This window comes from Pseudarthrobacter sp. NPDC092419 (genome assembly GCF_044755045.1).
Classification (GTDB): Bacteria; Actinomycetota; Actinomycetes; order Actinomycetales; family Micrococcaceae; genus Arthrobacter.
Genome location: NZ_JBIVQF010000008.1, coordinates 104,692 through 131,571, shown reverse-complemented (window position 1 = coordinate 131,571; position 26,880 = coordinate 104,692). Strand labels below are relative to the sequence as shown.

24 protein-coding genes are annotated in these 26,880 nt (G+C 64.4%); 8 read left to right on the top strand and 16 right to left on the bottom strand.

Annotated features, from left to right (window positions below):
- The first annotated feature begins 115 nt into the window (after nucleotides 1–115).
- A complete protein-coding gene (locus tag ACIQC0_RS13485; protein ID WP_400535507.1) occupies nucleotides 116–1,348 on the top strand; it encodes a saccharopine dehydrogenase family protein in 1,233 nt (410 codons plus the stop codon).
- A gap of 66 nt (nucleotides 1,349–1,414) precedes the next feature.
- Here ACIQC0_RS13485 and ACIQC0_RS13480 read toward each other — a convergent pair whose 3' ends face one another.
- From ACIQC0_RS13480 to ACIQC0_RS13445, 8 genes are all read right to left on the bottom strand, one after another.
- Entirely contained in the window at nucleotides 1,415–2,239 is an 825-nt protein-coding gene (locus ACIQC0_RS13480; protein WP_377214240.1) for an alpha/beta fold hydrolase, read from the bottom strand.
- 127 nt (nucleotides 2,240–2,366) lie between these two features.
- The gene (locus ACIQC0_RS13475; RefSeq protein ID WP_400535505.1) at nucleotides 2,367–5,249 is read right to left on the bottom strand and encodes an ATP-binding cassette domain-containing protein; all 2,883 of its coding nucleotides are present in this window, start codon (nucleotides 5,247–5,249) and stop codon (nucleotides 2,367–2,369) included.
- Complete coding sequence (locus ACIQC0_RS13470; protein WP_400535503.1) at nucleotides 5,246–5,803, bottom strand: hypothetical protein; 558 nt, start codon at nucleotides 5,801–5,803, stop codon at nucleotides 5,246–5,248. The genes ACIQC0_RS13475 and ACIQC0_RS13470 overlap by 4 nt, the downstream gene beginning before the upstream one ends.
- 91 nt (nucleotides 5,804–5,894) lie before the next feature.
- Nucleotides 5,895–6,329, bottom strand: a complete 435-nt coding sequence (locus ACIQC0_RS13465; RefSeq protein WP_400535501.1) for an HPP family protein — start codon at nucleotides 6,327–6,329, stop codon at nucleotides 5,895–5,897.
- Between the two features lie 224 nt (nucleotides 6,330–6,553).
- The gene (locus tag ACIQC0_RS13460; RefSeq protein ID WP_400535499.1) at nucleotides 6,554–7,648 is read right to left on the bottom strand and encodes a heme-dependent oxidative N-demethylase family protein; all 1,095 of its coding nucleotides are present in this window, start codon (nucleotides 7,646–7,648) and stop codon (nucleotides 6,554–6,556) included.
- Nucleotides 7,649–7,657: 9 nt separating this feature from the next.
- Nucleotides 7,658–8,629, bottom strand: a complete 972-nt coding sequence (locus tag ACIQC0_RS13455) for a PDR/VanB family oxidoreductase (protein ID WP_400535497.1) — start codon at nucleotides 8,627–8,629, stop codon at nucleotides 7,658–7,660.
- The gene (locus tag ACIQC0_RS13450) at nucleotides 8,626–9,231 is read right to left on the bottom strand and encodes a dimethylamine monooxygenase subunit DmmA family protein (RefSeq protein WP_400535496.1); all 606 of its coding nucleotides are present in this window, start codon (nucleotides 9,229–9,231) and stop codon (nucleotides 8,626–8,628) included. Before ACIQC0_RS13450 ends, ACIQC0_RS13455 begins: the two co-directional genes overlap by 4 nt.
- A gap of 20 nt (nucleotides 9,232–9,251) precedes the next feature.
- A complete protein-coding gene (locus ACIQC0_RS13445) occupies nucleotides 9,252–10,787 on the bottom strand; it encodes an APC family permease (RefSeq protein WP_400535494.1) in 1,536 nt (511 codons plus the stop codon).
- Between the two features lie 253 nt (nucleotides 10,788–11,040).
- Between ACIQC0_RS13445 and ACIQC0_RS13440 the strand changes: the two genes are divergently transcribed.
- The 5 genes from ACIQC0_RS13440 (at nucleotide 11,041) to ACIQC0_RS13420 (ending at nucleotide 15,221) form a co-directional block, all read left to right on the top strand.
- The gene (locus ACIQC0_RS13440) at nucleotides 11,041–11,796 is read left to right on the top strand and encodes a FadR/GntR family transcriptional regulator (RefSeq protein WP_400535492.1); all 756 of its coding nucleotides are present in this window, start codon (nucleotides 11,041–11,043) and stop codon (nucleotides 11,794–11,796) included.
- A complete protein-coding gene (locus ACIQC0_RS13435; protein ID WP_400535490.1) occupies nucleotides 11,793–12,494 on the top strand; it encodes a cache domain-containing protein in 702 nt (233 codons plus the stop codon). The genes ACIQC0_RS13440 and ACIQC0_RS13435 overlap by 4 nt, the downstream gene beginning before the upstream one ends.
- 69 nt (nucleotides 12,495–12,563) lie before the next feature.
- Entirely contained in the window at nucleotides 12,564–13,076 is a 513-nt protein-coding gene (locus ACIQC0_RS13430; protein ID WP_400535488.1) for an OsmC family protein, read from the top strand.
- Nucleotides 13,077–13,197: 121 nt separating this feature from the next.
- Nucleotides 13,198–13,671 (top strand): SRPBCC family protein, encoded by a 474-nt coding sequence (locus tag ACIQC0_RS13425; protein WP_400535486.1) that lies wholly within the window; start codon nucleotides 13,198–13,200, stop codon nucleotides 13,669–13,671.
- 113 nt (nucleotides 13,672–13,784) lie between these two features.
- Nucleotides 13,785–15,221: a DUF222 domain-containing protein gene (locus ACIQC0_RS13420; protein ID WP_400535484.1), complete on the top strand. Its 1,437-nt coding sequence runs from the start codon at nucleotides 13,785–13,787 to the stop codon at nucleotides 15,219–15,221.
- Between the two features lie 19 nt (nucleotides 15,222–15,240).
- On the opposite strand, the gene ACIQC0_RS13415 is transcribed toward ACIQC0_RS13420, so the two are convergent.
- The 3 genes from ACIQC0_RS13415 to ACIQC0_RS13405 form a co-directional block, all read right to left on the bottom strand.
- Nucleotides 15,241–16,872, bottom strand: coding sequence for a phospholipase D family protein (locus tag ACIQC0_RS13415; protein WP_400535482.1), 1,632 nt, complete (start codon nucleotides 16,870–16,872; stop codon nucleotides 15,241–15,243).
- 186 nt (nucleotides 16,873–17,058) lie between these two features.
- Nucleotides 17,059–17,904 carry a matrixin family metalloprotease gene (locus tag ACIQC0_RS13410; protein WP_400535480.1) on the bottom strand — a complete coding sequence of 282 codons (846 nt, stop codon included), beginning with the start codon at nucleotides 17,902–17,904 and terminating at the stop codon, nucleotides 17,059–17,061.
- Nucleotides 17,905–18,137: 233 nt separating this feature from the next.
- Nucleotides 18,138–18,425, bottom strand: a complete 288-nt coding sequence (locus ACIQC0_RS13405) for a hypothetical protein (protein WP_400535478.1) — start codon at nucleotides 18,423–18,425, stop codon at nucleotides 18,138–18,140.
- A gap of 304 nt (nucleotides 18,426–18,729) precedes the next feature.
- Between ACIQC0_RS13405 and ACIQC0_RS13400 the strand changes: the two genes are divergently transcribed.
- A complete protein-coding gene (locus ACIQC0_RS13400; protein ID WP_400535476.1) occupies nucleotides 18,730–19,584 on the top strand; it encodes a phosphatidylinositol-specific phospholipase C/glycerophosphodiester phosphodiesterase family protein in 855 nt (284 codons plus the stop codon).
- A gap of 105 nt (nucleotides 19,585–19,689) precedes the next feature.
- Here ACIQC0_RS13400 and ACIQC0_RS13395 read toward each other — a convergent pair whose 3' ends face one another.
- From ACIQC0_RS13395 to eat, 5 genes are all read right to left on the bottom strand, one after another.
- Entirely contained in the window at nucleotides 19,690–20,469 is a 780-nt protein-coding gene (locus tag ACIQC0_RS13395) for a 3-oxoacyl-ACP reductase (RefSeq protein ID WP_400535474.1), read from the bottom strand.
- Between the two features lie 22 nt (nucleotides 20,470–20,491).
- Nucleotides 20,492–21,859: an aldehyde dehydrogenase family protein gene (locus tag ACIQC0_RS13390; protein ID WP_400535472.1), complete on the bottom strand. Its 1,368-nt coding sequence runs from the start codon at nucleotides 21,857–21,859 to the stop codon at nucleotides 20,492–20,494.
- Nucleotides 21,840–22,601, bottom strand: a complete 762-nt coding sequence (locus ACIQC0_RS13385; protein WP_400535470.1) for a gamma-glutamyl-gamma-aminobutyrate hydrolase family protein — start codon at nucleotides 22,599–22,601, stop codon at nucleotides 21,840–21,842. The genes ACIQC0_RS13390 and ACIQC0_RS13385 overlap by 20 nt, the downstream gene beginning before the upstream one ends.
- Nucleotides 22,582–23,964 (bottom strand): glutamine synthetase family protein, encoded by a 1,383-nt coding sequence (locus ACIQC0_RS13380; protein WP_400535468.1) that lies wholly within the window; start codon nucleotides 23,962–23,964, stop codon nucleotides 22,582–22,584. The genes ACIQC0_RS13385 and ACIQC0_RS13380 overlap by 20 nt, the downstream gene beginning before the upstream one ends.
- 64 nt (nucleotides 23,965–24,028) lie before the next feature.
- Nucleotides 24,029–25,465 carry an ethanolamine permease gene (gene eat / locus ACIQC0_RS13375; RefSeq protein WP_377214254.1) on the bottom strand — a complete coding sequence of 479 codons (1,437 nt, stop codon included), beginning with the start codon at nucleotides 25,463–25,465 and terminating at the stop codon, nucleotides 24,029–24,031.
- Between the two features lie 187 nt (nucleotides 25,466–25,652).
- Between eat and ACIQC0_RS13370 the strand changes: the two genes are divergently transcribed.
- Nucleotides 25,653–26,393 carry a FadR/GntR family transcriptional regulator gene (locus ACIQC0_RS13370; RefSeq protein ID WP_377214255.1) on the top strand — a complete coding sequence of 247 codons (741 nt, stop codon included), beginning with the start codon at nucleotides 25,653–25,655 and terminating at the stop codon, nucleotides 26,391–26,393.
- Nucleotides 26,394–26,880 lie beyond the last annotated feature (487 nt).

Below are 26,880 nucleotides of genomic sequence, written 5' to 3'. Positions count from 1 at the left end.
ATCTTGGCGGCGTCCCCGCCGGCGCTTCCACCTGCGCCGGACACCGGCTTCACCCGCCGCTGTGTCCCGAAGGGCGCGTAGAAGCCAGAACGCCGGGGCGGACTAATCTGCAGTCATGGACACCTCATCCCGGAAACATGACCTCGTGCTCTACGGAGCGACGGGTTTCGTTGGCCGACTGATCGCCGCCTATATCGCCGAGCATGCACCGGGTGGGATGCGAGTTGGACTCGCAGGCCGGTCCAAGTCCAGACTCGAAGCGGTTCGGTCGCAGTTGCCGGTCGGGGCGCACGGATGGGCCCTCATCGAAGCCGACTCGGAGGACGCGGACTCAATCGCCGCCCTGGCTGCGAACACACGCGTGCTCGTCACCACCGTCGGCCCGTACGCGAAGCACGGTCTGCCCGTCGTCGAGGCCTGTGCACGGGCCGGTACCCACTACGCCGACCTCGCGGGTGAGGTGTCCTTCATCCGGGAAGCGATCGATCGCTACGACGTTTTAGCCCGGATGAACGGGGCCAGGATCGTGCACTCCTGCGGCTACGACTCCGTCCCGTCCGACCTCGCCGTACTGCTGCTTTATCAGGCTGCAGAGGCCGATGGTGCCGGCGGTTTAGCCGAGGTCCAACTCGTTGCCAAGGCCAAGGCTGGCATCAGCGGAGGCACGCTCGAATCGATGCGCGGGCAGCTCGACGCGATGCGATCGAGCACCGCCCTGAGGTCCCTAGCCGCGGACCCCTACGCCCTGAGTCCAGACCGCACCCGGGAGCCGACGACACCACAGCCTCCTGACGCCGGCCCCGTGCGCCGTTCCGCTGACGGCACTTGGACCGCGCCTTTCATCATGGCCCCGCTCAACACCCGGATAGTGCGCCGCAGCAACGCCTTGCAGGATTGGACCTACGGCCGCTCCCTTCAGTACGGCGAGGTGATGGGGGTAGCCCCCGGACCCGCAGGAGCGGTCATCGCCAGGGCGATGGCAGTCGGGCTCCGGGCATTCACGGGCGCGATGGCTTTCCCGCCCAGCCGCCGGGTGCTCGACCGCTGTCTTCCGGCACCAGGTGCCGGTCCGAGCACCCGCATGCAGCGGGCGGGCTGGTTCCACTCCCAGGTGACCGCCTGCACCGAGAACGGCCAGCGTTACCAGGCGATTGCCGCTGGCCCCGGTGATCCCGGCTATGCCGCCACCGCCGTGATGGCAGGGGAGACTGCACTCGCTCTTGCCCTCGATGGTGACCGGCTGCCGACCGCCAAAGGGTCACTGACACCGGCTACTGCCCTGGGCAATGTGCTCATAGAGCGACTCCGTGCGGCCGGCCACACCTACCAGGCAACCAAACTCGCCTGAACCCAGATCCTGCAGCTCGCCTGAAAACGGGCAGTCATTGGATGAACTTGCCGCGAGCGGCGCCCGTCACGAGCGGGAGTCAAGGTAGTGCAGAATCGCCTGGGCCGTCTCCTCCGGGGCGCCGACGTGGGGGCAGTGCCCGGTCGCCCGGAGCTGCACCAGGGTGCTGTGTTCCAGGTTCTGGTGCAGGTAGGCGCCCACGTCCGGTGGGGCAAGCCGATCTTCGGAGCACTGCAGAATCAGGCAGCTGGTGCGCACTTTTTTCAGTTCAGGGCGGGTGTCGGAGAAAAAGGTTACGCCGGCGAAGTGCCGTGCGATGGTTGGATTTGTCCTGCAGAAGCTGACACGCAGGTCCTCCGCTAATTCAGGCGCCTGCGGGTTGCCCATGACCACGGGGGCCAAGGCCGCGGCCCAGGCGAAATAGTCGCTGTCCAGAGATGCCAGCAGGCCCTCGATGTCTTCCCGCGAAAAGCCGCCCACGTAGCCGTCGTACGGGTCATCCGTATGACGGGGCGAAGGAGCGAGCAGGACCAAGTGGGAAAAACGGTTGGGGTCCTGCACTGCGGCGATCACGCCGATCATCGTGCTGACGCTGTGGCCCACCAAGATGACGTCCTCAAGTTCAAGGGCGGCGCAAATCTCCAGCAGGTCCGCAGCGTAACCATTCAGGGACCCGTACTTCTCCCAGTCATAGGCGCTGATGTCGGAGTGTCCTGCACCAACATGATCAAAAAGCACCAGCCGGTAATTATCAACGAAATAAGGCAGAAGCTTCTGCCACATAGCCTGATCGCAGCCAAAACCGTGGGCAAACATCATCACTGGCCCGTCATCCCGGCCCGATATGGTGACATTGTTCCGGCCGATTACGGCGGCAGCTGCATTGATCACGTTCTCACTGACCCTCCGTAGGCGTCCTGTCCCAGACTATCCACAGGAAATAGCGAATCCTAGAATCCTCGCTCTATGACCTTCAAGGCTCCCCGACAGGGACCATGATGTCGGCTGTCCGGTGTCCTCAGACCCCGAGGTGAAGCCGGTCCCGGGCCTGGGCGGAGGAAGCCTGCGCGGCTTGCCCGCCCGCACCGGACACCGGCTTCACCCGCCGGAACGCGGCGAGGACTGCCCGCCCCACCAGGATGATCCCGACGATCGTGGTCACGGCACGCACCGTGTCCCATCCCGCCGTCGACGTCACCAGCGAGTACAGCAGGAAGCTGGCCAGGTTGGTCTCCAGCGGCGCGCCGGGCAGGTAGGAAATGCCCGTGCCGGCACCCACGGCGAACGGCCAGAACCACAGGTTCGTCAGCAGCCCGAACAGGTATGACGCCACCGCACCATAGCCGCACAGCATCCACAGCTCCCCCCGCCCGCGCACCCGCCGGGGGAGCAGGCCCGCCCCGGCACCCACCCACGCACAGGCAAAGATCTGGAACGGCGTCCACGGCCCGATCCCGCCCCACAGTGCGCTCGAAACGGCGATCGTGGCCGCGCCCAGCAGCATGCCGAAACGGGGACCGAACGCCCGCCCGGCCAGGATCAGCAGGATAAACACCGCCTCCACACCCCCGACGCCGGTGCTCGCCACCCGCACGGCCGTCCCCACCGCAGCCAGGACACCGAGCAGCGCCACCGTATGTGCCGAGCGGACCGACCCGTCGAGGGACACAACGACAGCGACGACGGCGAGCGGCGCGATGGCCAGCGCCGCGTAGGGCAGCGCAGCCGCGGCATCCTGGGGCAGGGCCGTTGCGAGCAGGGGCCAGCAGAAGGCGCCGAGGGCCAGCAGGTTCGCCGCCGCGAGAATAGCCAATTCGGCACCGCGCGGCATCCGGATCCGGCGGGGTTTGGCGGGGGCCGGAGGGCCTACTGGCTGGTTGTCGAAGCGGGGCAGGGCGATGGCTTGTGTCGCGGGGCTTTGTGTTGCGGCTGCACTGGCCTCTACCTTTTCCTGCGGGGCTGCGGGTGCGACCCCGTCCCGCATCGGGATGATCCGGGCGCCGAGGCTGTGCGCAAAGTCGTGGTCATGGGTGGCGATCAGGACAGTCGAACCTGCCTCCGCCGCAGCCCGCAGTGCCGCCGCCACCGCTGTTAGCGCCGCGGGATCGAGTCCGCGGGTGGGCTCATCGATCAAGAGGACGTCCGGTTGGTCCATGGTCTGCAGTGCGATGGCCAGGATCCTGCGCTCGCCCGCGGACAGGTCCCGGGGATGCTCGTTTCCGATGGGCGTCGCCACGTTTCCCCGCAGACGGGCCAGGTGCGACGCAGCAAAGCCGGCCGCGGTCCGCGCCCCGTTCTTTTGGCGTGCCACCCGCCGCTCCGCCGCGCGAAGCTCGCCCGCGACGGTATCCCTCGTGAAGAGGTCGTCGGAGGCATCCGGCACCAGGGCGACCCTGCCGCCGTCGGACGTTATGTTCCCTGTGTTACCGTCAGCCGCCTTGCCGTTATGAAGCGCGAGCGCCACCAGCAGCGACGACTTCCCGGCACCGTTCGGCCCCACAAGGGCAGCGATTTCGCCGCGGTGCAGCGTCAGGGACGCGTCGCGCACCAACGGTTGGCCCTTGCGGTGCACGGCGAGGTTTGCGGCAACCAGCACGGGGGAGTCAGCTGGATGGGCCGGCTGCGGCACAGCGGCCGGGAGCGACGGTGCCGCCAGCACAGGCGCGACACCCGGAACCAGCGCGCCGCCGTTGACGGTCCACCACGAATCGGCCACCGGAACAAGAGGCTGCGCTCGGTGCTCCGCCACGATCACGCAAACCCCTGCGTCACGCGCGAGGGAGTGCAGCACGGCGGTGACGCGGGTGCGGGCGGCGGTGTCGAGGTCGGCGAGCGGCTCGTCCACCAGGAGCAGCGACGGATGTTCGACGACGGCGGCGGCGATGGCCACGAGCGTCGCCTCACCCGCGGAAAGGGTGCTCAGGTTCCGGTCCAGCAGCGCGGACACCCCGGTGCTCTCGGCGATCTCCAGGACGCGGGCATTGGCATCAGCGGCCGCAACCCCGCGCAGCTCAAGGCCGAGGGAGATTTCGTCGCGGACCTTGGTGCTGGCGAAGGCGGCGCGCGGGTTTTGCAGTACGACGCCGATCACCCGGGCGGTGTCGCGGGGCGGGGTGCTGGCGCGGTCCAGTCCTTCGACGCGCAGCGTGCCCGAGATGTAGCCGCCATCAATGTGCGAGAGGAGCCCGGCGATCCCCCGGAGGACGGTCGACTTGCCCGAGCCGGTCGGCCCGGTGATGACGGTGACGGACCCGCGCGCGGGCTGGAGAGCAGCGACGTGTATCTGTGCCTCGCCGATGCGGAACCGGGCGTCGCGCACAAGAAGCGGGCCGCCGCCGTCGTCCACGGGGCGGTGCGCTGAGGGGCGGTGCCCTGACGGACGGTGAGCTGCCCGGCTGCCGAAGCCGCGCAGCTCCAGGGCAGCGGCAACCCGGCTGGCGTGCTCGAGGGTGCGCTCGAGCACGGGCACCAGGGCGCGCGACCCGAAGCGTTCGCCCCGCAGCCGGAAGGCGAGGCGCACAGAGGTCACGGCGTCGGCCATGGCCGGAAGCGCCGCCCACGCCACCACCAGCATCCGGCCCATGCCCTGCAGGGGGCCGCCGCGGGCCAGGAACAGGAACCCTCGGGAGATGTCCACGAAGGCATTGACGACGCCGAACGCGAGGATGACCCCGGCGATCGGCAGGGCGGACAGGGCCGCGTCCCACAGCCCCTGTCCGGTCACCGGGCCGAAAAGGACCACATGGGCGTAGGGGGCGGGCAGCCGAACCGGCGGCAGATCGAGCAGCAGTGGCGCGCCGGTCCCCGCCCCGTTGAACAGGACGCGGTAGATGACCCGCGCCGCGACAAAGACGACGGCGAGAGCCGCCGCCGCGCGTAACGGCGCGGGTCGGAAGGTCATGCCTTGGGCGCGGCCGGTTCGCCGTCGACCGTGAAGAGCAGTTCCAGGCTCTGGCCCGGGCTGACCTTCAGGGTGGCGAGGCCTTCCTGGGCGTAGGCCCATTCGGCGTCGGGGGTCGCCTTGACCCAGAGGGCCCAGTACGCGAAGGCGGCCGGCATCTTCTTGCACTCTTCGCGGTACGTGCCGCCCTTGTGCTTGATGTCGAAGTCAGCGGCGGGCACGCCGTTTACGCGGCACACCAGCTCGTTGGGGTACGCCTCGGTGCCCACCGTCTTAACGTTGGCTTCCTCGAGGACCTTGGCGGCCGCCGTCGGGCCTTCCACGGCGATGCAGGCGGAGGTGTCCGCGGCCTCCTGCTCGAGGGCACCGGAATCGACGATGACCTGGACGCCCTCGCACGGGCCGGAAGCGGTGGCACTGGCGCTCGCTGATTCTGCGGCGGGGGACGACGGCGATTGGCTGGTTGCCGGGACGGAGCAGGCAGCGAGGGAGAACAGGAGGCCAGCGGCGGCGAGGGAGCTCGCGGCGGCGGTGCGGAGGTTAGTCAAAGTCACCTGTAAAGCGTAGGACTTTGGCCGTGGTCAGCGGGATGGCGTGGCGTTGTGTGACGCGGTGGCCGTCGCGGGGACGGCGATTCGCCGGTAGCTAGAGCCAATAGAGGGGATAGCTGGCTCCGCGGAGGCGTGAGCTGAGAATGCCAAATCCGACGAGCACGCATGCGGCGACGCTGGTGCAGATCACGAACGACACCTGTCCTGTCGTCACCATGGTGCCTATTACTGCCGTGGCCGCTGCGGGTGAGTGCGGCATCTTCAGCCACATAGTCGTGCCGACGGCCAAGGCGCCTGCAACTGCGGCAGCCCAGATGGAGTGGCTAGCCAGTCCCGTCGCAATACCGATCAGGGCGGAAACCACCTGGCCACCGACCACGCTCCTGGGTTGGGCGAGGGGCAATTGTGGCGCCGCGGCCACAAGCGCCATCGAGGCAGCCATCGGTGGGATGAGCAGGAGGTGGCCCGAAAGATTACCGAGCAGCACGAGGCAGGTCAGTGCCACGAGGCTCGTAAGGGTTGCTGCCATGACATTCGCCGCAGGAGGCCGGGCAGGAGCCTGTGATGACCACCGAGATGGGTGCTTTGTAGGACCAGTGGCCGGCCGGGCAGGAAGGGTAACGGACATAGGTTTTCCTCCGGAATCCGGCAACGGATAGGCTAGCGTGCCCTGAACAGGAAAGGGGCGGATCACCAGCCGCGGCGCTGAAACTGCTGCGGCTGGTGTTCCTGCCTTGCTTCGCCCTTGTTGGGCTATTCGACGCCGGGCTGGATACCTTCCGGGGCCCAGGGATAGCCGGTCGCGAGGGGCGCGCCGTCGTCATGCCTTGCCAGCCACTCAACCGCAGCAGCGTGGTAGCGGTGGAAGCCCTTGTAATCGACGAGTTCCGAATCCAGGGAGGCCAGGGCACGATGCATTCGTTTTGCCCAATCTGGAGCGTACTGGACCAGTTCAGCGAGGCTGACCAGATAAGTGCGGACGGGGAAGACTATGGCGTTTGAACGGGGAAGCCGGTGCAGGGGCTGCAGCTCGATGCGGAGGTACACCTTTTCGCCCGCGTTGTCAGCGGTGACAGTCGCACGGTCAGGCGCCCATTCCGGAAGCGTTTCTACTGAGGTTTCAAGGCGCGGATGGACCGTGAGGGACCAATTGACGCGCCTTACGGGATGTCCCGGCTTCATTCGGAGCAGGAACTTTAGGGCCCTGTCCAGGATGCCCGTTTCATGAAGCTTCGGGACGGGTCCGTGGAATTCGAAAAAGCTCATGCCCATGTTGAACTGCAGTGAGTAATCGGCCCGCTGGGTGGTCATGCCCGCGCCGATGACGAGAGTGTTGTCCCGCTCTTCGAGCACAACAAACTCTCCCTGCGCCTGACGCGTGGCGTACTCCATCGGCTCCATCGGCAGGGTGGCGGGATCGCCGAACGTGAACGAATCATCGACGCCCAGGAGCCGGTTCTGCCACCGCCATTCATTCCCGTTCTTAGTGAGGGTGAAGTGTTCGGGGAAATCACTGGCGTATGACTCGAAGATGAGCTCAAGCAGGTCCCATTGGGCTTCCAGCATGTGGGGCAGCGCCAGGTAATGAACGCCTGGCATGTCCTTCAGCATCTGGGCGCGGTGGGCGCATTCGGAAATGTAGTGTTCATCGATATCGAATGCTGCCCTCAGTGCTCCGTTGCCTGCCGGAACGTGCGGTTCCAGGTTCATGGAGTACATGTAGTTGTCATCCGGGAACGGGAAGGGGAGGCGGCGTACGGCCTCGCGGGAGTTTTGAAACTGGTATTCCCCGTCCGGCGTGTACGTTTCATCCGTTTTGAATTGAGCGGACTCAGAAATTGCGGTCATTGTGGTCCTTTAAGCGTCGATGATGAGTCTTGAGCAGGTGGCACGGGAGACACAGGGCATGATGAGCTTGTTCGTTGCCCGTTCCGATTCCGTCAGCCAGTCGTCCCGGTGGTCGATGGTGCCTTCAAGGTCCAGGACTTGGGTCTCGCACTCGCCGCATGCGCCTCCACGGCACAGGTAGGGCAGTTTATGGCCGGCTTCTTCTGCCGCTTCCAGGAGCGATTGCTCGGGGGACACCTCGATTACAGCCCCGGAACGGGCCAGGGTTACGGTGAACGGATCACCGGTAGACCCGAGGTCCTCGAACCGTTCAAAGTGGATGTTCGAGTCTGTCCACCCGAGGACATGTGCCGCCTCGATGACGTCGTCGACCATGCCCGCTGGTCCGCAAACATACGCATGCGTACCAAGTGGGCGTCCCGCCAGGATCTCCCTGGCATTCAGCCGGGTTATGCCGTCATCGCCGTAAAGGGTAACCCTCTGGCCATACCGTTCCTTCAGCTCATGTCCCAAGGCCGCATGTTCCGGCCCCCTGACTGCAAGATGGAGTTCGAACGCGCCTCCCTTGAGGCTCAGTTCATCAAGCTGCGCATAGATTGGAGTTATGCCTACGCCGCCGGCGATGAAGAGGTGGTGCCTGGCGTGCTTGGAGACCGGGAAAAGGTTCGCCGGAATGGAAGCAAGCAACACATCCCCCTCACGGACGTTCGTGTGCATGGATAGGGAGCCGCGTTTACCGTCGTCGACCCTGCGGACAGCTATCTGGTACTCGCTGGTGTCATACGGCGAACTCATCAGCGAATACGCGTTCCGCTTGGTCCCGCCATCGGTGGGGATGAGGATCGTGATGTGGCTGCCGCCGGAGAAGGGCGGCAACCAGGACCCGTCGGCAGCGCAGAAGGTGTACCTGTTGATTTCCAGCGTGAGCTCTTCAATACGCTTGACCTTGAGTTGCAGGGCTCCATGGTGTGCGCCGCTCATGTGTCCAGCTCCTCATCCTCTGGCAGTTCGCCGGGGACTTCGCCGTCGGCTTTTACTCCCTGGAACGCGGCGAGGCGCCCCGAGTAGTGGTCGCGGACGACTAGGCTGCGTTCACAGCGGGGACATCTGAAGACCCTGCGGGTGACATTCTCCGAGTAATGCCCACAGTGCGCGCACCACACGCGCCTGACAAAGGAACCCGCGTGCTCGCGCAGCACTTCGTCCCGGTTCATGCCGTAAGCGGTGGCTACCTGCATTGAGGTCCCGATGAACCCCTCTGAACCCGAAACATACAGGCGGGTGCCCATCTGTGCTGTCGCGAGCTTGCCATCGAGTGCGCGGACGGCATCGGCGTTGCTCGAATACACGATGAGATCGCATACCTTGAACTGTTGGATATCGGCCAGATAGTTCTGCCCTGTGAATGATTCCGTGGAGTACAGGACAGTCGTGGTGGCCAGCTGACCTGGAGTCATGGCTTCCAGAAGGCGAATCAAGGGCTTGCCGCCACTGCCCTGGGCGGCAGCTATGTGGTGCAGTCCGCTTGCCATTGGCGCCAGCTCGTCATACACGGGCCGGCTCTTTATTCCGGTGATTAACATGGGATCTGCTACCTCTCGCCCTACAAAGACCGTCGGGTGGCGGACGCCAGTGCGGGCGTGGATTCGGTGCCAGGAACGGCGTCTGCGGCCGGAGCGTCACCCTTGAGGTGCGGCTTCTTCCAAGCCATGTAGGCAAGGCCGATGGCGACGACGGTGACGGCGGAAATCAGGACGACATAGTTGGCGAACCAGCCGTCCTCCGGTGTCCTCGGCCAAGCCATGTTGACCATTCCAAGCACACCCCAGATGAGCGCCGCGATGTTGACCGGGATGCCCCAGGCACCAAGCTGGAAGGCCCCGTTCGGCTTCCATCCGAGGAGGCGGGCTCTGAGCGAGGCAAGGACCACCATCTGAAAGCCCATGTACATGCCCATTGCAGCAAAGGAGATGATGACCGTCAGTGCGTCGCTGGAAATCTTCGATCCGATGACGATCAGTGCCGGTACCAGTCCCGCCAGGAGCAAGGCATAAGGCGGTACGCGGCGGGACTCGCTGAAGGTGCTTAGGAGCGTGCTGGCCGGAAGAATTCCGTCCCGGGCCATTGAATAGGCAAGACGGGAGGTGGCTGCCTGCAGGCTCAGCACGCATGAAAGGAACGAGACGAGGACGACGGCGAGTACTGCCTTGAAGCCAACCGGGCCGAAGGCTGAGACGAGGATGTTTCCGACGGGGTCGGCGTCCGCGCCGGATATTACGGCGGTGAAGTCGGGAACAGCCAGGATCAGAGACAGGCACACAAACATGGCCGCGAACCCGCCAATGTAGATGGTCATCCGCATCGCCTTGGGGATGGTCCGGCCAGGGTTGGGGACTTCTTCGGCGACGTCGCCGCAGGCTTCAAATCCGTAGTACTGGAAGATGCCAATCAGGCCGGCAGCAGCGAAGGCCACGAAATAGTTATTGCCTTCCCCGGCACCGAACGCGTTAAAGAGGACGCTGAGATCATGGTGCCGGGCTGTAACGAGCAGCCAAGTACCGACGACCAAGGCACCGCCGAGTTCCGCCAGGAGACCGATCATTGCCACGGCGTTCAGCACCTTGGTACCGCCGAGATTAAGGATGGTGGCCAGGGCAATGACTACAAGGCCGGAAATGACGGTGGCGTCGACGGTGCTTTCCACTCCGATGAGAGTGCTCAGGAAAGGTCCAGCGCCATAGGCGACGCTGGCGATGGTGGTGAGGAGCGCCACGAGGTAAACCCAGCCGCTCATCCAGCCCCATTTGCGGCCCCAAAGCCTGCGTGACCAGGGATAGACGCCGCCGGCGACCGGATATGCTGCGACCACTTCGCCGAACACGGTTGCAACAAGAAGCTGCCCAACCCCCACAATCACCAAAGACCAGAACATCGGTGGCCCCGCGACGCTGAGGGACAGTGCAAACAGTGAATAGATAGCCACGACCGGCGACAAGTACGTGAAGCCCAGGGACACGTTTCCCCAGAACGTCATCTCCCGCTTGAACTGCCGATCGTACGAGTAGCCAAGGCTGGCCAGGTGCTGGGCGTCGTCGTCGACGCCAGCCTCCCCGGCAGATTCGGGCACCTCTACACGCATTTAGACTCCTTCGGTTCGGTCCGCATCTACCTGTGAGCGAGACCACGTGCTAAAAACCCTAGTTTCATATTATTAATAACGCAATAGCCGGGCACTTGCCCCGCATGTCGCGGGCTTCAACGCTTCCGCGCGGACTAAAGTCATGATTTCCGTGTTTTTGTCGGGGCTGCAGTAGACTGCACACAGAGCAAATCCGCTGGGAAGGGCAGGTTCCGGGCGGTGCTGTTGAAGTCCCTATTCCGATGGAGTCGTGTTGGCATCTACAACCGCTTTTCAAGCTCAGGTGTACCGGTCCCTGCCGGAGACGGAACGGTCGGAAGCCATCGTGAACCGGATCTCCAAGGCGATCTCACTGGGACTCCTCAAGGTTGGTGAACGGCTCCCCCCTGAGATGGCACTGTCAGAAATGTTCGGTGTCGCGCCCTCCACCCTGCGGGAAGCGCTCTCTGATCTCCGAGATCAAGGGATCGTGGCCACTCGCAGAGGGCGCAGCGGAGGAACGTTCATCGTCAAGCAGCCGTTTACATCGGCTGATGTAATCAGGAGCTGGTTCCGGGATACATCCATCGCCGAGATCCGGGACGTTGGCGACGAACATGCTGCCATTGCCGCAGCGACCGTAAGACTTGCGTGCGAGCGGGCTGAACCGCACGAGGCGAATCGGCTCCTGGATCTTGCGCGGGGCGTCGTTATGACCGATAAGCCTGAGTTGCGCGCACGCGCAGACAGCAGATTCCATATTGAACTGGCAGTGTTGGCTCAGTCACCAAGGCTGATGAACGCTGAGATTCGACTACAGGCAGAAACGGTGCAGGCGCTGTGGTCAGCTGTGTCCATGGTTCGCGACCCGGAGCAGGTGGCGGCCGAGCATCTCGCATTGGCCCGCGCCATCGCGAGCGATGCACCTGAGGACGCTCAACAACTGGTGCTGGCGCATATCCGACATGACGTCCACCATCTGGTGGATGCGAAGTTGTCGCTGGGATACCCGAGGCAGGAGCGCGCATGAAAACTCACACCGGTGCGGTTGAAGCCGCCAAGGAAATTGCTGCATGGATGAACACCCTCAGCCGTGATGTTCACGACTGCGCGACACAGGTCTCCTCGACTTGGCACGATCGGTCGATACCTCTCGAAATCGCTCCCAGGGACGTAGCACGCTTGGAAAAAATAGCGAGGGAATTCCTGGAAGGTCATAGTTTCGTCGTTGGCGCAGGAGTTATCTTCTCGGCAGACGCAATTGAAAACCGCGACGGCTTCCTTGAGTGGTGGACCAGGAAGGAACAAGGCATTGAGAAGTTGGAATTTGATCTCACACCTGGTGGTGAACGCTTCTATGACTATCAGAATATGCCCTTTTTCACGTCGGCCAGCCGGACAGGGGAGCATTCACTCTGGGGCCCGTACGTCGACTACCTTGGCTTGGACGAGTACATCCTGACGCTTACCGCCCCTGTACACGTGGACGGGCGTTTTGTTGGGGTGGCTGGCTGCGACATACGAATTCGCCAGCTTGAAGCCATCTTCATGCCGGTTTTGCGTGCCATTCCGGGCGACGCTGCATTGCTAAACGAAAGCCGCCGCGTCGTCGTGGGAAACTCCGGGGCGTATTTGGTCGGTGAGAGAATCCGCAGTATCCCCAGTCACAATCAATTGCTCCCAATTGAAGCACCGCATCTTGGGCTTTCGCTGCTGAGTTCCCGCTAGGCTAGGCGCGAACGGCGGCGCCCGACGGAGGAGTGCCGGCAGCTCTACCGACCCAGACGGAGGTAACCGATGAGCAACCCGCGAATTGCCGAAGCAATCAAGTCGGCGAGGGAATACTTGGGCGCCCATGCCGATGAAGCCCGCTACCGCGATTCCGTCGCCTCGGCTGTTGTGATGGACGGCCTGTGCATCCGCGTCACTGGCGCGGATGGCTTCTCCCTGGAGACGGATATGGTCGCCGGAGTGGGCGGAACCGGTTCTGCGCCCTCGCCCGGCTGGCTCTTCCGTGCCGCCTATGCCTCCTGCGCCGCAACCCTCATGGTCATGCGCGCTGCCGAGCAGGGCGTGGAACTGCCGGGCCTCCAGGTCGACGTGGACAGTGAGTCCGACGACCGGGGCATTCTGGGCGTCTCCGAAGAGGTCAGCGCCGGTCCCGCCAGCATGCGGGTGGCCGTCCGGGTGGGACCTGCCGCCGATGAGGCTGCCGTCCGGGAGGTTGTCGAATGGGGCCTGAAGCATTGCCCCGTCGATGATGCAGTCCGCCGGGCAGTGCCCGTGGAGCTTGATCTCCGGATCGGTTAGGCAGGGTCTGGACACGGGTAGTCATCGCTCATATGGTGCAAAGGTGGCGGCTGCCTGACCGGCAGGATGACCAACTACTGCCGGTTCGCTGTTGCGGCCGTCCGTCGTAAGGAGGAAGCAGATGGAACACGTTGAAGAGACCGTTGAAGTCGCTGTACCGGTGCGGACCGCCTACAACCAGTGGACCCAGTTCGAATCCTTTCCGCAGTTCATGTCCGGTGTGGAATCGGTAACCCAGCTGACTGACACCACCAACCATTGGGTGACCAACGTGGGTGGGGTCCAGCGGGAGTTTGATACTGAGATCGTCGACCAGGAGCCTGACGACCGGATCGCTTGGCGCAGCACCGATGGCAAGTCCCATGCCGGCATCATCAGGTTCACGCCGCTGGATGCCAGCCACACGAAGGTCAAAGTCCATTTCGAATGGGCGCCCGAAACCGCCACTGAAAAGGCAGGAGCGGCCATGAAAATCGACGAAATGCAGGTCAAGGCCGACATGCGGAAGTTCAAGGACTTCATCGAATCGCGCGGTGCCGAAACCGGCGGCTGGCGTGGTGAAGTCAAGGACAGCGGCCCGACCGGGCAATTCTAGAAAGACCGGCGGACAAAGCGGACGACGGCGGGAGGTCCCGCCGTCGTCCGCTTTCTTTTCGCGGGTCCCCGGCACCTTCCTAAAATGTCAGACCCCCCTGTCATGCTTTGGGTATGGAATCCGGGGTGGCTGTTGAGGCGGGAAGCAGGGTCGCGATGGCTGCTGCCGTGGCCTCGATGGCTGGCCTGTTGAATGAGCTTGCCGCTATCGTTTCGCCGCCGGCTGACCCGCGGGGGCCTGGCCGGCTTTGCGACGCTGATCCCTTGCAGGAACTCTCGGAGACCTGCCTGGACGGATTGGCGGTGCTGGCGCGGATCGAGGCGATGACGGCGGCGGCGAAGGTTCGGCTGGTCAGGGCATACTCGGACGCGGCCGATGCGCTGGAGGGCCCGCCTGCCACGGCCCATGAAGCGTCCGCGCGTGAGATGAGCCTGGTGGCCGAGGTCGCTTGCGTGCTCACCATCGGCGAATGCGCCGCCTCGGCCCTCCTTGGAGAGGCTCACGCCCTGACCACCTCGCTGCCGGCGACGCTCGACGCGCTGGAGAGCGGCGCCGTCGGCTGGCAGCACGCCCGCATCGTGGTGGATGAAACCACCGGCCTCAACCCGGCGGCGGTGTCTGCCCTGGAAAGGCACTTCTTCGACCCGGAAGCACCGGCACGGGGTGGGGAGCCGGGCGACCTGATTCCCGCCCGCTTCCGACGAAAGGTCCGGGCCTGGCGTGAACGCCACCACCCCGAGTCCATGGAGCTGCGCCGTGCAAAGAGCACGGCGGACCGGCGCATGGAATACGCCCCGGACCGGGACGGCATGGCCTGGCTCTCGCTCTACCTGCCGGGTGATACCGCTTGTGCCATCTGGAACAGGACAACCGCTCTGGCCCGCGGCGTTCAAGACCCTGGCGAACCCCGCAACCTCGCGCAGCTGCGTGCCGACATCGCCGCCGGGATGCTGCTGGGCAGTGCGAGTGAGAACCCGGGAGACGTGCCCGCTCCCAAGGCTGATGTGCTGGTCACCGTCCCGGTCTTCTCGCTCCTTGGCCTGACCGATGAACCCGCCGAGATCGACGGGCTGGGGCCGGTCCCACCGTCGGTGGCTCGCCGGCTCATTGCTGACGGCTCCAGCTCGTTCTACCGCGTCCTGGTGGATCCCCGCGACGGGGCGCCGCTCGAAATCGGGCGGACCAGCTACCGCCTTCCGGAGGCGCTGAAGCGCTGGCTCAGGATGCGGGATGGCGGATGCACCTTTCCGGGGTGCAGCAACCAATTCCTCGACAACGAGGTCGACCATCTCACCGCCTGGCAACAAGGCGGATCCACCGGAATCAGCAACCTGGGACAAGCGTGCCCCAAGCACCACCGGCTCAAACACCGGTCCACCTGGACGCCGACGCAGGCAACGAAGAATGAACCGCCAGGCTGGATTTCACCCACCGGCCGGCACTATCCCGCGGAGCACCCTGACCGGGAGCCACCCCTACTACCACCTGAATGCTTGCCCGTTCCCGTTAGTCCGCTGGAACAGGCCATCCTGACGCGCCTCGCTGCCTGACGCCCTGATGGCGCGCCCGCTAAAACTTGGTGGTGCCGCGCAGCTTTCGGGGGCGTCCGTCCGGGTCCACGAAGAAGCGGTTTGCCGGACCTGCCCACAAGCGCTGCAGGCGCGTGGGTGGTTTAGTGCTGTGGTGCCGGGCATGGCCCTTGGGCCGGGGCGACTGGCTGCCGGCCTCGTGCCAACCGTCCAGTGCATCGGCGGCAGCGTTCCACAGGTCCAGCCCGTCCGCCGAATCCTCGAACCGCGGATCATCCTCGTCAAGGCCCAGGTGTTCAGCCCACAGCTGGCGCCGGACGGCGTGGGCGAGGGACGTGTGGGCAGTGGACGTATCGCCAGGGGGCCGGGAGCCACCGGAGCCGCCGCCGGGAGTGTTGCCGGCGCTGGTATCGATCACCGCGCAGGTCAGCTCGCTGTCAGTGGTCCAGGACCGCCGATTGAAGTTGTCCGAGCCGCAGGTGAACCAGGTGTCATCGATGATGCAGATCTTGGCATGGATATAGATCGGCGTTCCCGCCTTGTTTTCGAGGTTGAACACGCCGAACCTGTCGGGCGCGGCGCGGCGGATGGTCTCGATGGCGTGCAGTTGCCCCAGCCTCTTGGGCGGCCCGCCGAGCCGGCCGTCCGAGTCCGGATAGCGTGGCACGACGGCGATCACCTTCAGGCCCGGGTTCTGTTCCAAGGCGGACGCGATACCCGCCGCCACTTCAGTCGACCACAGGTACTGGTCCTCGATGTAAATCAGCGAACGGGCCAGGGAGAACGCTTTCGTGTAGGCCTGGGCAACGCTGCGCTCGCCGCCTGGCGCGAACGGGAACGGCGGATGCTTTACCCCGTAGGTGCGCAGCAGCTGCACCGCGTGGGGCCCGGCCGGCGGCGGGGGCGGCGCGGTGTCCGGCAGGGGCTGCGGATGCCGGGGCATGTCCGCCAGCCGCTGCAGCAGCATCCGGTACGGGGTGCGCCGGTCCAGGGGATGGGGGTCGTTCCATCGTTCGGCGAAGAGTTCCAGCACATCGGCCACCACCGGGCCGTGGAGTTCGACGGCGGCGTCGTGCCACGGCGGTTTCTTCCCGTACCGGGGATCCATGTCCACCGCCTGCGGATCCCCCATGTGCTCGGCGTCGTCCCGGCGGCTGTGGGAAAGGTCGATGCCGCCCACGAACGCGACGTCCCGGGAGGCATCGCTCTGCCTGCGGATGACGAACAGTTTCTGGTGGTGGCAACCGAAGGCGCGCACGCGCTGGTCCAGCAGCACCTCGCCGCCGGCGTCGTTGATTTCGCGGGTGAGGAGCTCATTGGACCGGTTGCTCATAGGGGCTGACAGGCGCTCGCCGTGGGACCGCCAGATAAGGCCCCGGACTTCCACGCCCGACCGTGCCAGCCGGGCCAGTAGTTCCCCGATCTCCGGCCCGTCCTCTGTCAGCCGTTCGTCGCCGTCGCCACGCCAGTCGGTGAACCACACGCGGTCTCCCGGCTGAAGCGCCTCCAATTCCTCTCGCAGCCGGGCGAAGTAGGTGGCGCCGTGGATCAGAGGCCGGACCAGGTTGCCCTCCGACCAGGCCGGCGTTTCCGCAGGGCCGGCGTGCACACCGGTGGCCGCGTGCTCACGCTCGGCGCCGCTCAAGAACCAGTAAGCAGCAGTACTGTCCACTTTGCCGTTCCCTTCGGGAGCTGAGGCCGGGCATCGGGCGTCCGGCCTACTCAGTAGCCTACGGCTGCGGCGGCAAATGTCACCCGAAAACGGACCTGACCGTTCCGGGCGCAGGAATGGCAAGATTTTTAGAATCCCAGCTTCGGGAAAGTTCGCGGCCGCCGCCTCCCGCCGTCGTCATGCTTCCTAGAGCCGGGGGACACACTTTCCGGTGCCCAGGACCGCCAGGCCCGCGCGGTCACCCGCGCCGAAGCCCAGCTGGCCGGTGTTCTCCTCATGCATCAACTGTGTGCGGTCGTTCACGTGGTCGAGCCCCACCACGTGCCCGAGCTCGTGCATGATCACCGCGCGCACCAGTGCCGGCCCGTCAGGACCCGCCAAGGTCTGTGAGAGGTCGGGGGCGTCAAGGTGAACCTGCCCCGTGACGTAGACGTAGGGTTCTCTGTCGATACGTATTGACGAGCTGCCGCCGGTCCCGGCGACCCTCCCGGCAAGATCAGGTGACTCCTCCGGCGTGGACCAAGCGATCAGTATTGGCGCCCACCGCTTGCCGTAACGGTCGGGCTGGTAGGACTCGCGCTCTGCGGACGGTGCCTCATCGGTAGCACCGTCGTCCACGAACTGCAGACCAGTGGCCGCGGACACCGCGGCCACTGATTCACGGATCAGCCGGTCCGTGCCCGGAGGCGCGAAGTCCGGGCGGACCACGTAGTGCAGCGGCCGGCACGGGTCATAGGCCACGAACTGCTGGTCCTGGTCCGGAGCCGGGTGCAGGACATAGGCGGTGGAATCCGTTGTGGCCGGCGGGACACTCAGGGGAGCGCCGGCCGCTTCTACCCCAGCGGGTGGGACGTCGGCGCCGGGAAGATGAGGCAGCACTGTGGCAACAGCGAGCCGGCTCACCAGGGATCCGGCCAGGGACATGCCGATGAGGACCGCGATGGCCCAGCCGAGGACGGACTTTGGCCTCCAGCGGGCAGCGCCCGGCCTGCGTTTCGGACCGTAGCGCTTCGGCCTTTCTACCGGAGGCAATGGAGCAGTCCGCCACGGCTCTGGATCCTGCAGCGTTCCAAACGCCTCATCAATGGCCCACTGTGGAATGCGCCCGCTCGGTGAACGCCGGATGGCGGGAAGCTCCTGCCCGGTTTTTGGCGAGTTCCTCATACCGAACCCAGATTCCACCGCGCCCCCTTATCCCCATAACGCATTCCGCGACGGTCAGCTGATTGTAATGGCAGGAACGGCTCATTGCCGGGCAATGCCGGTCATTCTTGTTCGGAGATGTTCCCTATTAGCCAGATTCTGTCCTTGGCACAGTCTCGTTCAGTCCAGTTGTCCTGGACTACGCCGCCAACGCCGCCTCCGCCGATGGCAAGGGGCGAGCCCGAACGTGCCACAACGTTCTTGTCGGCGTCGAGCACTTCGAAGGACTCTGCGTCGCCTTGCACCGTGTACCCGAGGGGCCAGACAAGACCCACCGGGTCCGTCGCCGTCTTCGCGTGAACGCAACCGCTTTCGTCAGCCGCCAGCGTTCCCCTCAGTAGTGCTTCCATCCCACTTTTTTCAGGTCTGTCCGATGTAAGAAGGCGAAGAGGGGTAGGTTCCGCGGCACAGCCCGCTGCTCCGAACATCACCGTGAGCGCGAGAATTGCCAGTCTTGGCAATTTTGAAGACATGACCCGCACTATATGCCCACGGCGGCCTCACGTATAGGGACACATATTCTGTACCGGACCGCTGAGTTAATCTGCATTCAACTTCCAGGACCTCCGCCGTTCTCCCGCGCACGGCAGGCTTTTCACGTTTGCCCGGCACCACCCCCACGCCGGCAAAGAAACCTGATCCTAGGAGAATCCCGTGTTTGTAAAGAGCACCCTTGCCGCCGTGGCCGTCCTGGCCGCCCTCACCGGAACGGCAGTTGCACCCGCCAGCGCCGAAGCTCCCACGCCTGCCCCCGTGCTCGGACAGCCGCTCGCGGCCGCCCACGCCCACAACGACTACGAGCACGAGCGTCCGCTGTTCGACGCCCTGGAGCACGGCTTCACCAGCGTCGAGGCGGACGTGTGGCTGGTGGACGGCGAACTGCTCGTCGCGCACGACCTTGAGGACGTTAAGCCCGGCGTTACCCTCGAGAGCCTCTACCTGGACCCGCTCGAGGACCTGGTGCGCCAGGGTGGCCACAGCGTCTACCCCAAGTGGAGCGGCAGCGTGCAGCTGATGATTGACATCAAGAGCGAGGGCGAAGCCACCTATGCCGCCGTCGAGAAGGAACTCGCCGAGTACCCGTCCATCATGACCCGCTACGTCAATGGGACCGTCAAGCCCGGCCCCGTCACCGCCGTCATCAGCGGCAACCGTCCACTGGCCACCATGCAGGCAAAGGACATGCGGTTCGGCTTCTACGACGGGCGCGCCAGCGACCTCACCTCCGGGATGCCTGCCAGCTTCATGCCGATCGTGAGCAACAACTGGACCAAGCTCTTCACCTGGCCGGGCGTCGGCCCCATGCCGGAGCTGGAGCGCGCCAAGCTGCATGCCTACGTCGAGACCGCGCACGCCAACGGCTACCGCGTCCGCTTCTGGGCCACCCCGGACCAGGCCGGCGACGCCCGCGAGGCCGTCTGGAACGAGCTCTACGACGCCGGCGTTGACCACATCAACACCGACGACCTCGCCGGACTGCAGGCCTTCCTCACCGCCCGCGCGGCGTAACAGGGACGCCAAAGCACCCACACAAAAGGAAGCGGACGACGGCGGGAAGCACCCGCCGTCGTCCGCTTCCGTTTTCCCGCTTTGCGCGCGGACCAGGTTATGGCATCACTCGGGCGTCACGTACGCCCCGGAGATGCCGCCGTCAACGAGGAACGTCGATGCCGTGATGAAGGATGCGTCGTCGCTGGCCAGGAAGGCCACGGCAGCGGCCAACTCTTCCGGTTCTGCGAACCGCCCCAGGGGAACGTGGACCAGGCGGCGGGCGGCCTTCTCCGGGTCCTTGGCGAAGAGCTCCTTCAGCAGCGGGGTGTTGACCGGTCCGGGGCAGAGCGCATTAATCCGGATGCCCTGCCGGGCGAACTCGACGCCCAGTTCCCGGCTCATGGCCAGTACCCCACCCTTGGACGCGCTGTAGGAGATCTGGGACGTGGCCGCTCCCATGACTGCTACGAAGGATGCCGTGTTGATGATGGAGCCCTTGCCCTGGGCCTGCATGTAGGGGAGAGCGTACTTGCAGCAATAGAAAACTGACGTCAGGTTTACTTCCTGGACCCGGCGCCAGGCATCGATTCCGGTTTCGAGGATCGACGCGTCGTCTGCGGGTGCGATGCCGGCGTTGTTGAAGCTGATGTCGACGCTTCCATACGTTTCGTTGGTGACAGCGTAGAGGTTCTTTACCTCCTCTTCGCTGGTCACATCCACCTTGACGTAGAGGCCGTTTAATTCGTCGGCCACCCGCTGCCCCGCTGTGGCGTCCAGGTCCGCGATGACCACATGGGCGCCTTCGGCGGCGAATCGGCGTGCGGTGGCGAGACCGATGCCGCTGGCTCCGCCGGTAATGACGGCGCTGCGCCCCTTGAGGCGGTTGGAGATTACTTCGCTCATTTCTTTTCTTCCTATCGGGACGTTATGGGTTGGTAGAGATGAAGACGTTCTTGGTCTCGGTGAAGGAATCCAAGGCATCCGGCCCCAGTTCCCGTCCAAGTCCGGACTGTTTGAATCCGCCGAATGGCGTGGAATAGCGCACGGAGGAATGCGAGTTAACCGAGAGGTTTCCTGACTCGAGGCCCCGTGCCATCCGCAGGGCCCGGCCGATATCCCGTGTCCAAATGGAGCCGGAGAGCCCATAGATCGAGTCGTTGGCCAGTTGAAGTGCGTCGGCTTCGTCCGTGAAGGGAACAACAGCCACCACGGGGCCGAAAATCTCCTCGTGCATGACCCTGTCCCTCCTGGACGGCGTCAACACCGTAGGAGGGAACCAGAATCCCTTTCCTTCCGGTGCCGAGCCCTGGAAAGCGATGGACGAGGTGTCCGGAATGAATCCGGACACCGTCCTGTGCTGGGCTGCGGAAATGAGCGGTCCCATGAACGAAGCTTCGTCTCCGGGGTCGCCGACCTGGAGATCCGTGATGACCGGTTCCAGGAGTTCGAGGAATTTCTCATAGACGCTGTCCTGGACCAGAATCCTGGACCGCGCACAGCAATCCTGTCCTGCGTTGTCAAAGGCCCCGCCGGGCGCGGCCGCTGCAGCGGTTGCCAGGTCTGCGTCGGCGAAGATGATGTTGGCGCTCTTGCCGCCCAGTTCCAGCGTCACGGGTTTAATCTGCTCCGCGCAACCGGCCATGATCCGCTTCCCGACACCGGTTGAACCGGTGAAGACGACCTTGCGTACGGCCGGGTGGGTCACAAACCGTTCGCCCACCACTGAACCCTTGCCTGGAATGATCTGCAGGACGCCTTCAGGCAGGCCTGCTTCCCGGGCCAGCTCACCGAGCCGGATGGCTGTCAGCGGCGTCAATTCGGCCGGTTTCAGAACCACGGTATTTCCGGCGGCCAGGGCGGGCGCGAATCCCCACGCTGCGATGGGCATGGGGAAGTTCCAGGGCACGATCACGCCGACAACACCCAGGGGCTCGTTGAACGTCACGTTAACACCGCCGGCTACTGGAATCTGCTGGCCGACGTGCCGTTCGGGTGCCGCCGAGTAGTACGTCAGGACATCGCGTACATTCCCAGCTTCCCATCTGGCGTTGCCGATGGTGTGCCCGGCGTTCCGTACCTCAAGCAGGGCCAGGTTTTCCAGGTCGGCATCTACGGCTGCTGCAAACCTGCGCAGCAGGAGGGCGCGGTCCGCAGGGGCGACATGGCGCCACGACTCAAAAGCCCGGACGGCGGTTTCGATGGCCCTGTCAGTCTCCTCAAGGCTAGCAAGGGCTATGGTCTCGATGACCTCCTCCGTTGCCGGATTCAGTACGTCAAACGTGCTGGTGGACATTGCCGGAGCGCTCCCTTCGGTCTAGACGGTAGTTGGTTGCGGCCTCGACGAATCCCTTGAAAAGCCGGAGATCGCCGGGATTTTGTTCCGGGTGGAACTGCACACCCAGTACCCAGCCGTCCTCTGTTGTCTCCAAGGCTTCGACCGTTCCGTCAGCGGCCGCAGCGGTGACGGAAAGACCGTCAGCGATCCTGTCGATGGCCTGGTGGTGGTAACACGGCGCGATCGCGGCCGGGCCCAGCAGGTCGCGGCTGATGCTTCCGACCGCCGTCGTAAACTCCACGCTGCCGAACACCCCCGGGGCCGGCTGGTAATCCGCTTCCGGATTCACGTCGGGAATGTGCTGTATCAGGGAGCCGCCCATGGCCACGTTGAGGATCTGGGCGCCCCTGCAGATGGCGAACAGGGGAACCCCGGCTTCCAGGGCCGCGCGGGTGAGGGCGATGTCGTGCGCGTCCCTCGCCGGTTGGGCGCGGGTGAGCCGGTGCGGTTCGGCACCGTAATGTTCAGGGCCGACGTCGGTGCCTCCTGAGATGATCAGGCCATCCAGCACCTCCACGATCGAAGGATCGGTGCCGAGCGGGGGCAGCAGGACAGGAGTGCCGCCTGCGGCGACCACCGCCTGGACGTAGGTGCCCGGGAGGACCGCCGCATCTGCTGTCCAGACTCCCCAGGATGCTTCCTGGTAGTAGGTGGTCAGCCCGATCCGTGGACGGTAGGTATCAGAGCCGTTCAAAGACACGCTTGCGCTCCCAATCCGTTACCGCGCTGTCGAACGCCTTCAGCTCCACACCGGCTGCGAAGACATAGTGGTCCACAACCTCATCGCCGAATGCCTTACGGGCGATTTCGCTTCCGGCCAGCAGTGAGCGGGCCTCCCGCAGGCTGGTGGGAATGCGGTCTGCGTCCGATTGGTACGCGTTGCCCGCCATGATCGGCTCGAGCGAAAGTTTATTCTCGATACCGTGAATCGCGGCCGAGATAAGTGCCGCGGCGGCCAGATAAGGGTTCACGTCCCCGCCTCCCACACGGTTTTCCACCCGAAGATTGGGGCCGCGGCCCACGACGCGCAGCGCGCAGCTTCGGTTGTCCAATCCCCACGCAATCGCTGTGGGGGCGAAGCTGCCCTCCACGAAGCGCTTGTACGAGTTGATGTTGGGGGCGACGAAGTATGCCAGTTCCTTGAGCCCGGCGAGCTGGCCGGCGATGAAGTGTTCCATGACCGGGCTGAAGCCGTGCTCGCCGTCGCCGGCCAGGACGGGGTTGCCGTCGAGGTCGGTCAGACTGAAGTGAATGTGGCAGGAGCTGCCTTCGCGCTCGTTGTACTTGGCCATAAAGGTAATGCTCTTGCCATGCTGCGCGGCGATTTCCTTGGCCCCGTTCTTGTAGAACGCGTGGTTGTCGCAGGCAGTAAGCGCGTCAGCGTACCGGAAGGTGATCTCCTGTTGGCCCAGGTTGCACTCACCTTTGGAAGACTCAACCACCAGGCCGGCCCTCTCCATCCCGGTCCGGATGCTCCGGATCACGGGTTCCAGTTTTGCCGTCGCCAGGAGGGAGTAGTCCACGTTGTAGCGCGTGGAGGGCGTGAGCCCTTCGTATTTCTTCTCCCACGCTTCTTCGTAACTGTCGTCGAACATGATGAACTCGAGTTCGGTGCCGATGTGGGCGCGGAAACCCAGAGTCTCAAGGCGTTCAACCTGGGCGCGGAGAATCTGGCGCGGGGATTGGACCACGGGCGTGCCGTCGAGCCACAGCACATCGCACTGAACCAGGGCGGTGCCTTCCAGCCACGGCACACGGCGCAGCGTTGAGACGTCCGGCCGCATCACCATGTCCCCATAGCCGTTCGCCCAGGAAGACATGGCATACCCGTCAATGGTGTTCATTTCCACGTCAACGCTCAGCAGGTAGTTGCAGCCTTCGGCACCATGTCCCAGCACGTCTTCAAGGAACGACCGTGCTCCGCACCGCTTGCCTTGCAAACGCCCCATTGAATCGGTGATGGCAACGACGACGGTGTCGATTTCACCCGTGTTGACCAGCGTGCGGAGCTCGTCGACGCTGAGCGGTCCTGACCCGGAGGAGCCGGTTGTTTGGTTCATCATTAGGTTTTCCGTAACTCTCATGGTGTTGGTGAAGGTAAAGGGTGTCTGGTCCAAGGACCGGAACTCAGCTCTTGAGCTCAGCCTCGGCTGCAGCGAGTTGCGCGAACTCTTCTTCGGGAGCGCCTGCGACGATCCGGTGCCGGCTGTAGAACCAGTAGTAGAGGAGCGCGGCTCCGAAAATTGCTGCTGTTATTGAAGCGGCATTGACATCGACCACAAAAGTGGCGACCACGGCAACCGCAGCAAGAACCAGGGCAATCGTCGTGGTGACCACGCCGCCCGGTGTGCGGTATCCCCGGGGCAGATCCGGTTCCTTCCGCCTCAGGACGATGTGCGAGAGGTTGAGGAGCACGTAGGAGACGGTGGCGCCGAAGACAGCGATATTGATCAGGAGGGCACCGTCCCCGGTGGTTGCCGCAAGGATGAAGCCGATGGTGCCGGGAACAATCAGGGCCCAGTAGGGCGTACGGCGCTTCCCCGTCAAGGACAGCCACTTGGGGAGGTAGCCGGCGCGTGAAAGAGCAAAGAGCTGCCGGGAGTAGGCGTAGATGATGGAGAAGAAGCTGGCCACAAGTCCGGCCAGGCCGGCGTAGTTGACGAAATCTGCCAGGAAGGTGTTGCCGCCGTAGGCCAGGCGCAAGGCCTCCGGCAGCGGATTGTCGGACCCGCTCATCGCCTCCGAGCCCGCCGCGCCCGGGACGAGTACCAGCATGAGGGCCGCGAAAACCACCAGGACACCTACTGCGACGATGATGCCCCGGGGCATATCCTTCTTCGGATCAGCGGTCTCCTCCGCGGCCAGGGGCACCCCTTCGACCGCAAGGAAGAACCAGATGCCGTATACCAGGGCACCGATGGCGCCGCCGATCCCCATGGGCAGGAAAGCGCTCGACGTCGGCGCGCCGTCCGGCACGATGTCGAAGAGGTTCTGGACATTGAAGTGCGGGACGAGACCAACGACGACGGCCACCAGGGCGACCACCGCCACCGCGGTGATCCCGAAAATCATCTTCAGCGCCTCGCCCACTCCGCGGAGATGGATACCGACGAAGACGGCGTAGGTCACCAAATAAACGGGCCAGGAGTTGGTGAGGCCAAACAGGCCCAGCGCTTCAACATAGCCCCCGATGAAGATGGCGATCGCAGCCGGCGCCACCGCGTACTCAATGAGCACCGCCATGCCGGTGGCAAAGCCGCCCAGGGGTCCCAGCGCCCGCCGGGCGAAGCCATATCCGGCCCCGGTGGCCGGCAGTGCAGAGGACAGCTCGGCGAGGCCGAAGGCCATGCAGGTATACATGACTCCCATAAGGACAGTTGCAATCAGAAGCCCGCCCCAGCCGCCCTGGGCGAGGCCGAGGTTCCAGCCTGCGAAGTCACCGGAGATGACGTAAGCCACGCCAAGCCCGGCAAGCAGTATCCAGCCCGCAGCTCCCCGCTTGAGCTGCCGATGCTGCAGGTACCGCTTGTCGTCGGTCACCTGGATTGATTCAGAGGATGACACTGTAGTTCCCTTCGTCCGAGGGTATTGGTATGAGTTCAGACCATAAACTCGTTACAGTGTGATCCAGATCATTCCGACCGTCAAGGGTCTATCCCATGTTCGTTGGTGACGCATGGGTGGTCAATTCGCCGCGGTAGTCGGATATGCCGGAGTCATAGGCATTTTTTCAACCCATTATGATGGGGTAATGGAACAGGAACAGTTCGGAACCGCGGCCCCGATCCTCCGCCCGGTCAGGCACGGCAATGCCTTCGAGGAAACCATCGAACGACTGCTCCAGAACATCAAGCTCGGCCTCTTTGGCGTTGGAACCAAGCTTCCGGCTGAGCGGGAGCTGGCGGAGTTACTGGGGGTTTCGCGCGCCACTCTGAGGGATGCCCTGGCGGAATTGCAGAAGGCCGGATATGTCGAGGTGCAGCGCGGCCGCTATGGAGGAACGTACGTCTGCAGTTGGCCCGAGGCGGGATCAGGCTCCTATCCGGAACTCGACCCGGCCGAGGTGGAGGACATCCTGACGTTCCGGGACGTCATCGAGCCGGCTGCTGCGTCGCTGGCCGCCCGCGCCACCTTGTCGCAGGCGCAGCGGACCCATTTGCTGAGGACTCTGGCCGAGGTGGCTGCTGCCCCGGCGAACCAGTACCGTCCCAAGGATGCAAGATTCCATGTGGCGATCGCGGAAATAACGGGGTCGCCGAGCTTGGCGCTTGCGGTGGCGGATGTACGTTCCAAGGTCAACGACCTGCTCGATCGGATACCGCTGCTCCAGCCGAACCTGGAGCATTCAAACCGGCAGCACCAGGAAATAGTGGACGCCATTCTTAGGGGTGATGACACGGAGGCCTATAAGGTTGCGCGGGATCATCTGCAGGGAACGGCTTCCCTGTTGCACGGATTCCTTGGATCCTCGGACTCAGCCGGCGCGGGGTGACCGGCCGCTGAAGGCGTTAGTGCGGCGGACGACGGCGGGACCTCCCGCCGTCGTCCGTATTTAACCCTTGGGGCGCATCGAGGACGACGTGCGTGTTCGAGGAGGAAGCCGACGGCCGGGCCGAGGAATGCAGGCTCAGATGCCCGCGCTTCTTCACATCCACTGCGGGTGCCTAAGGGTGCCTATCTGCAACCGTGTTGTGTAAGGCGCAACATCTTCCCGCTTGGGTCGCTGCCCGTGGGTCGTGCCACCAGCCCCGGTTGGCTTACCTCATTACTGTTTAGAAACAAATTATGGCTTACGCCACCCTATTGACTGTGCTGCGTGTCACGTCCTAACCTGATGAAACCAAGTTGCAAAGAATGCAACTCCAAACATTTCTTGGTGGATACACATGAGTAATGAATCGAACTCATCCGGCGTGGGACTTGTTGGCGAGGGCGCCAATGGTCCCGTTCCGGGCCGCGCCGCCGGACGCGGCTCAGGC

What these genes read in the sequence shown, in the direction of transcription:
- ACIQC0_RS13485 (WP_400535507.1), top strand. Translation starts at nt 116, where the DNA reads ATGGACACCTCATCCCGGAAACATGACCTCGTGCTCTACGGAGCGACG.
- ACIQC0_RS13475 (WP_400535505.1), bottom strand. Translation starts at nt 5,249, where the DNA reads ATGACCTTCCGACCCGCGCCGTTACGCGCGGCGGCGGCTCTCGCCGTC.
- ACIQC0_RS13465 (WP_400535501.1), bottom strand. Translation starts at nt 6,329, where the DNA reads ATGGCAGCAACCCTTACGAGCCTCGTGGCACTGACCTGCCTCGTGCTG.
- ACIQC0_RS13460 (WP_400535499.1), bottom strand. Translation starts at nt 7,648, where the DNA reads ATGACCGCAATTTCTGAGTCCGCTCAATTCAAAACGGATGAAACGTAC.
- ACIQC0_RS13455 (WP_400535497.1), bottom strand. Translation starts at nt 8,629, where the DNA reads ATGAGCGGCGCACACCATGGAGCCCTGCAACTCAAGGTCAAGCGTATT.
- ACIQC0_RS13450 (WP_400535496.1), bottom strand. Translation starts at nt 9,231, where the DNA reads ATGTTAATCACCGGAATAAAGAGCCGGCCCGTGTATGACGAGCTGGCG.
- ACIQC0_RS13445 (WP_400535494.1), bottom strand. Translation starts at nt 10,787, where the DNA reads ATGCGTGTAGAGGTGCCCGAATCTGCCGGGGAGGCTGGCGTCGACGAC.
- ACIQC0_RS13435 (WP_400535490.1), top strand. Translation starts at nt 11,793, where the DNA reads ATGAAAACTCACACCGGTGCGGTTGAAGCCGCCAAGGAAATTGCTGCA.
- ACIQC0_RS13430 (WP_400535488.1), top strand. Translation starts at nt 12,564, where the DNA reads ATGAGCAACCCGCGAATTGCCGAAGCAATCAAGTCGGCGAGGGAATAC.
- ACIQC0_RS13425 (WP_400535486.1), top strand. Translation starts at nt 13,198, where the DNA reads ATGGAACACGTTGAAGAGACCGTTGAAGTCGCTGTACCGGTGCGGACC.
- ACIQC0_RS13420 (WP_400535484.1), top strand. Translation starts at nt 13,785, where the DNA reads ATGGAATCCGGGGTGGCTGTTGAGGCGGGAAGCAGGGTCGCGATGGCT.
- ACIQC0_RS13405 (WP_400535478.1), bottom strand. Translation starts at nt 18,425, where the DNA reads ATGGAAGCACTACTGAGGGGAACGCTGGCGGCTGACGAAAGCGGTTGC.
- ACIQC0_RS13395 (WP_400535474.1), bottom strand. Translation starts at nt 20,469, where the DNA reads ATGAGCGAAGTAATCTCCAACCGCCTCAAGGGGCGCAGCGCCGTCATT.
- ACIQC0_RS13390 (WP_400535472.1), bottom strand. Translation starts at nt 21,859, where the DNA reads ATGTCCACCAGCACGTTTGACGTACTGAATCCGGCAACGGAGGAGGTC.
- ACIQC0_RS13380 (WP_400535468.1), bottom strand. Translation starts at nt 23,964, where the DNA reads ATGATGAACCAAACAACCGGCTCCTCCGGGTCAGGACCGCTCAGCGTC.
- ACIQC0_RS13370 (WP_377214255.1), top strand. Translation starts at nt 25,653, where the DNA reads ATGGAACAGGAACAGTTCGGAACCGCGGCCCCGATCCTCCGCCCGGTC.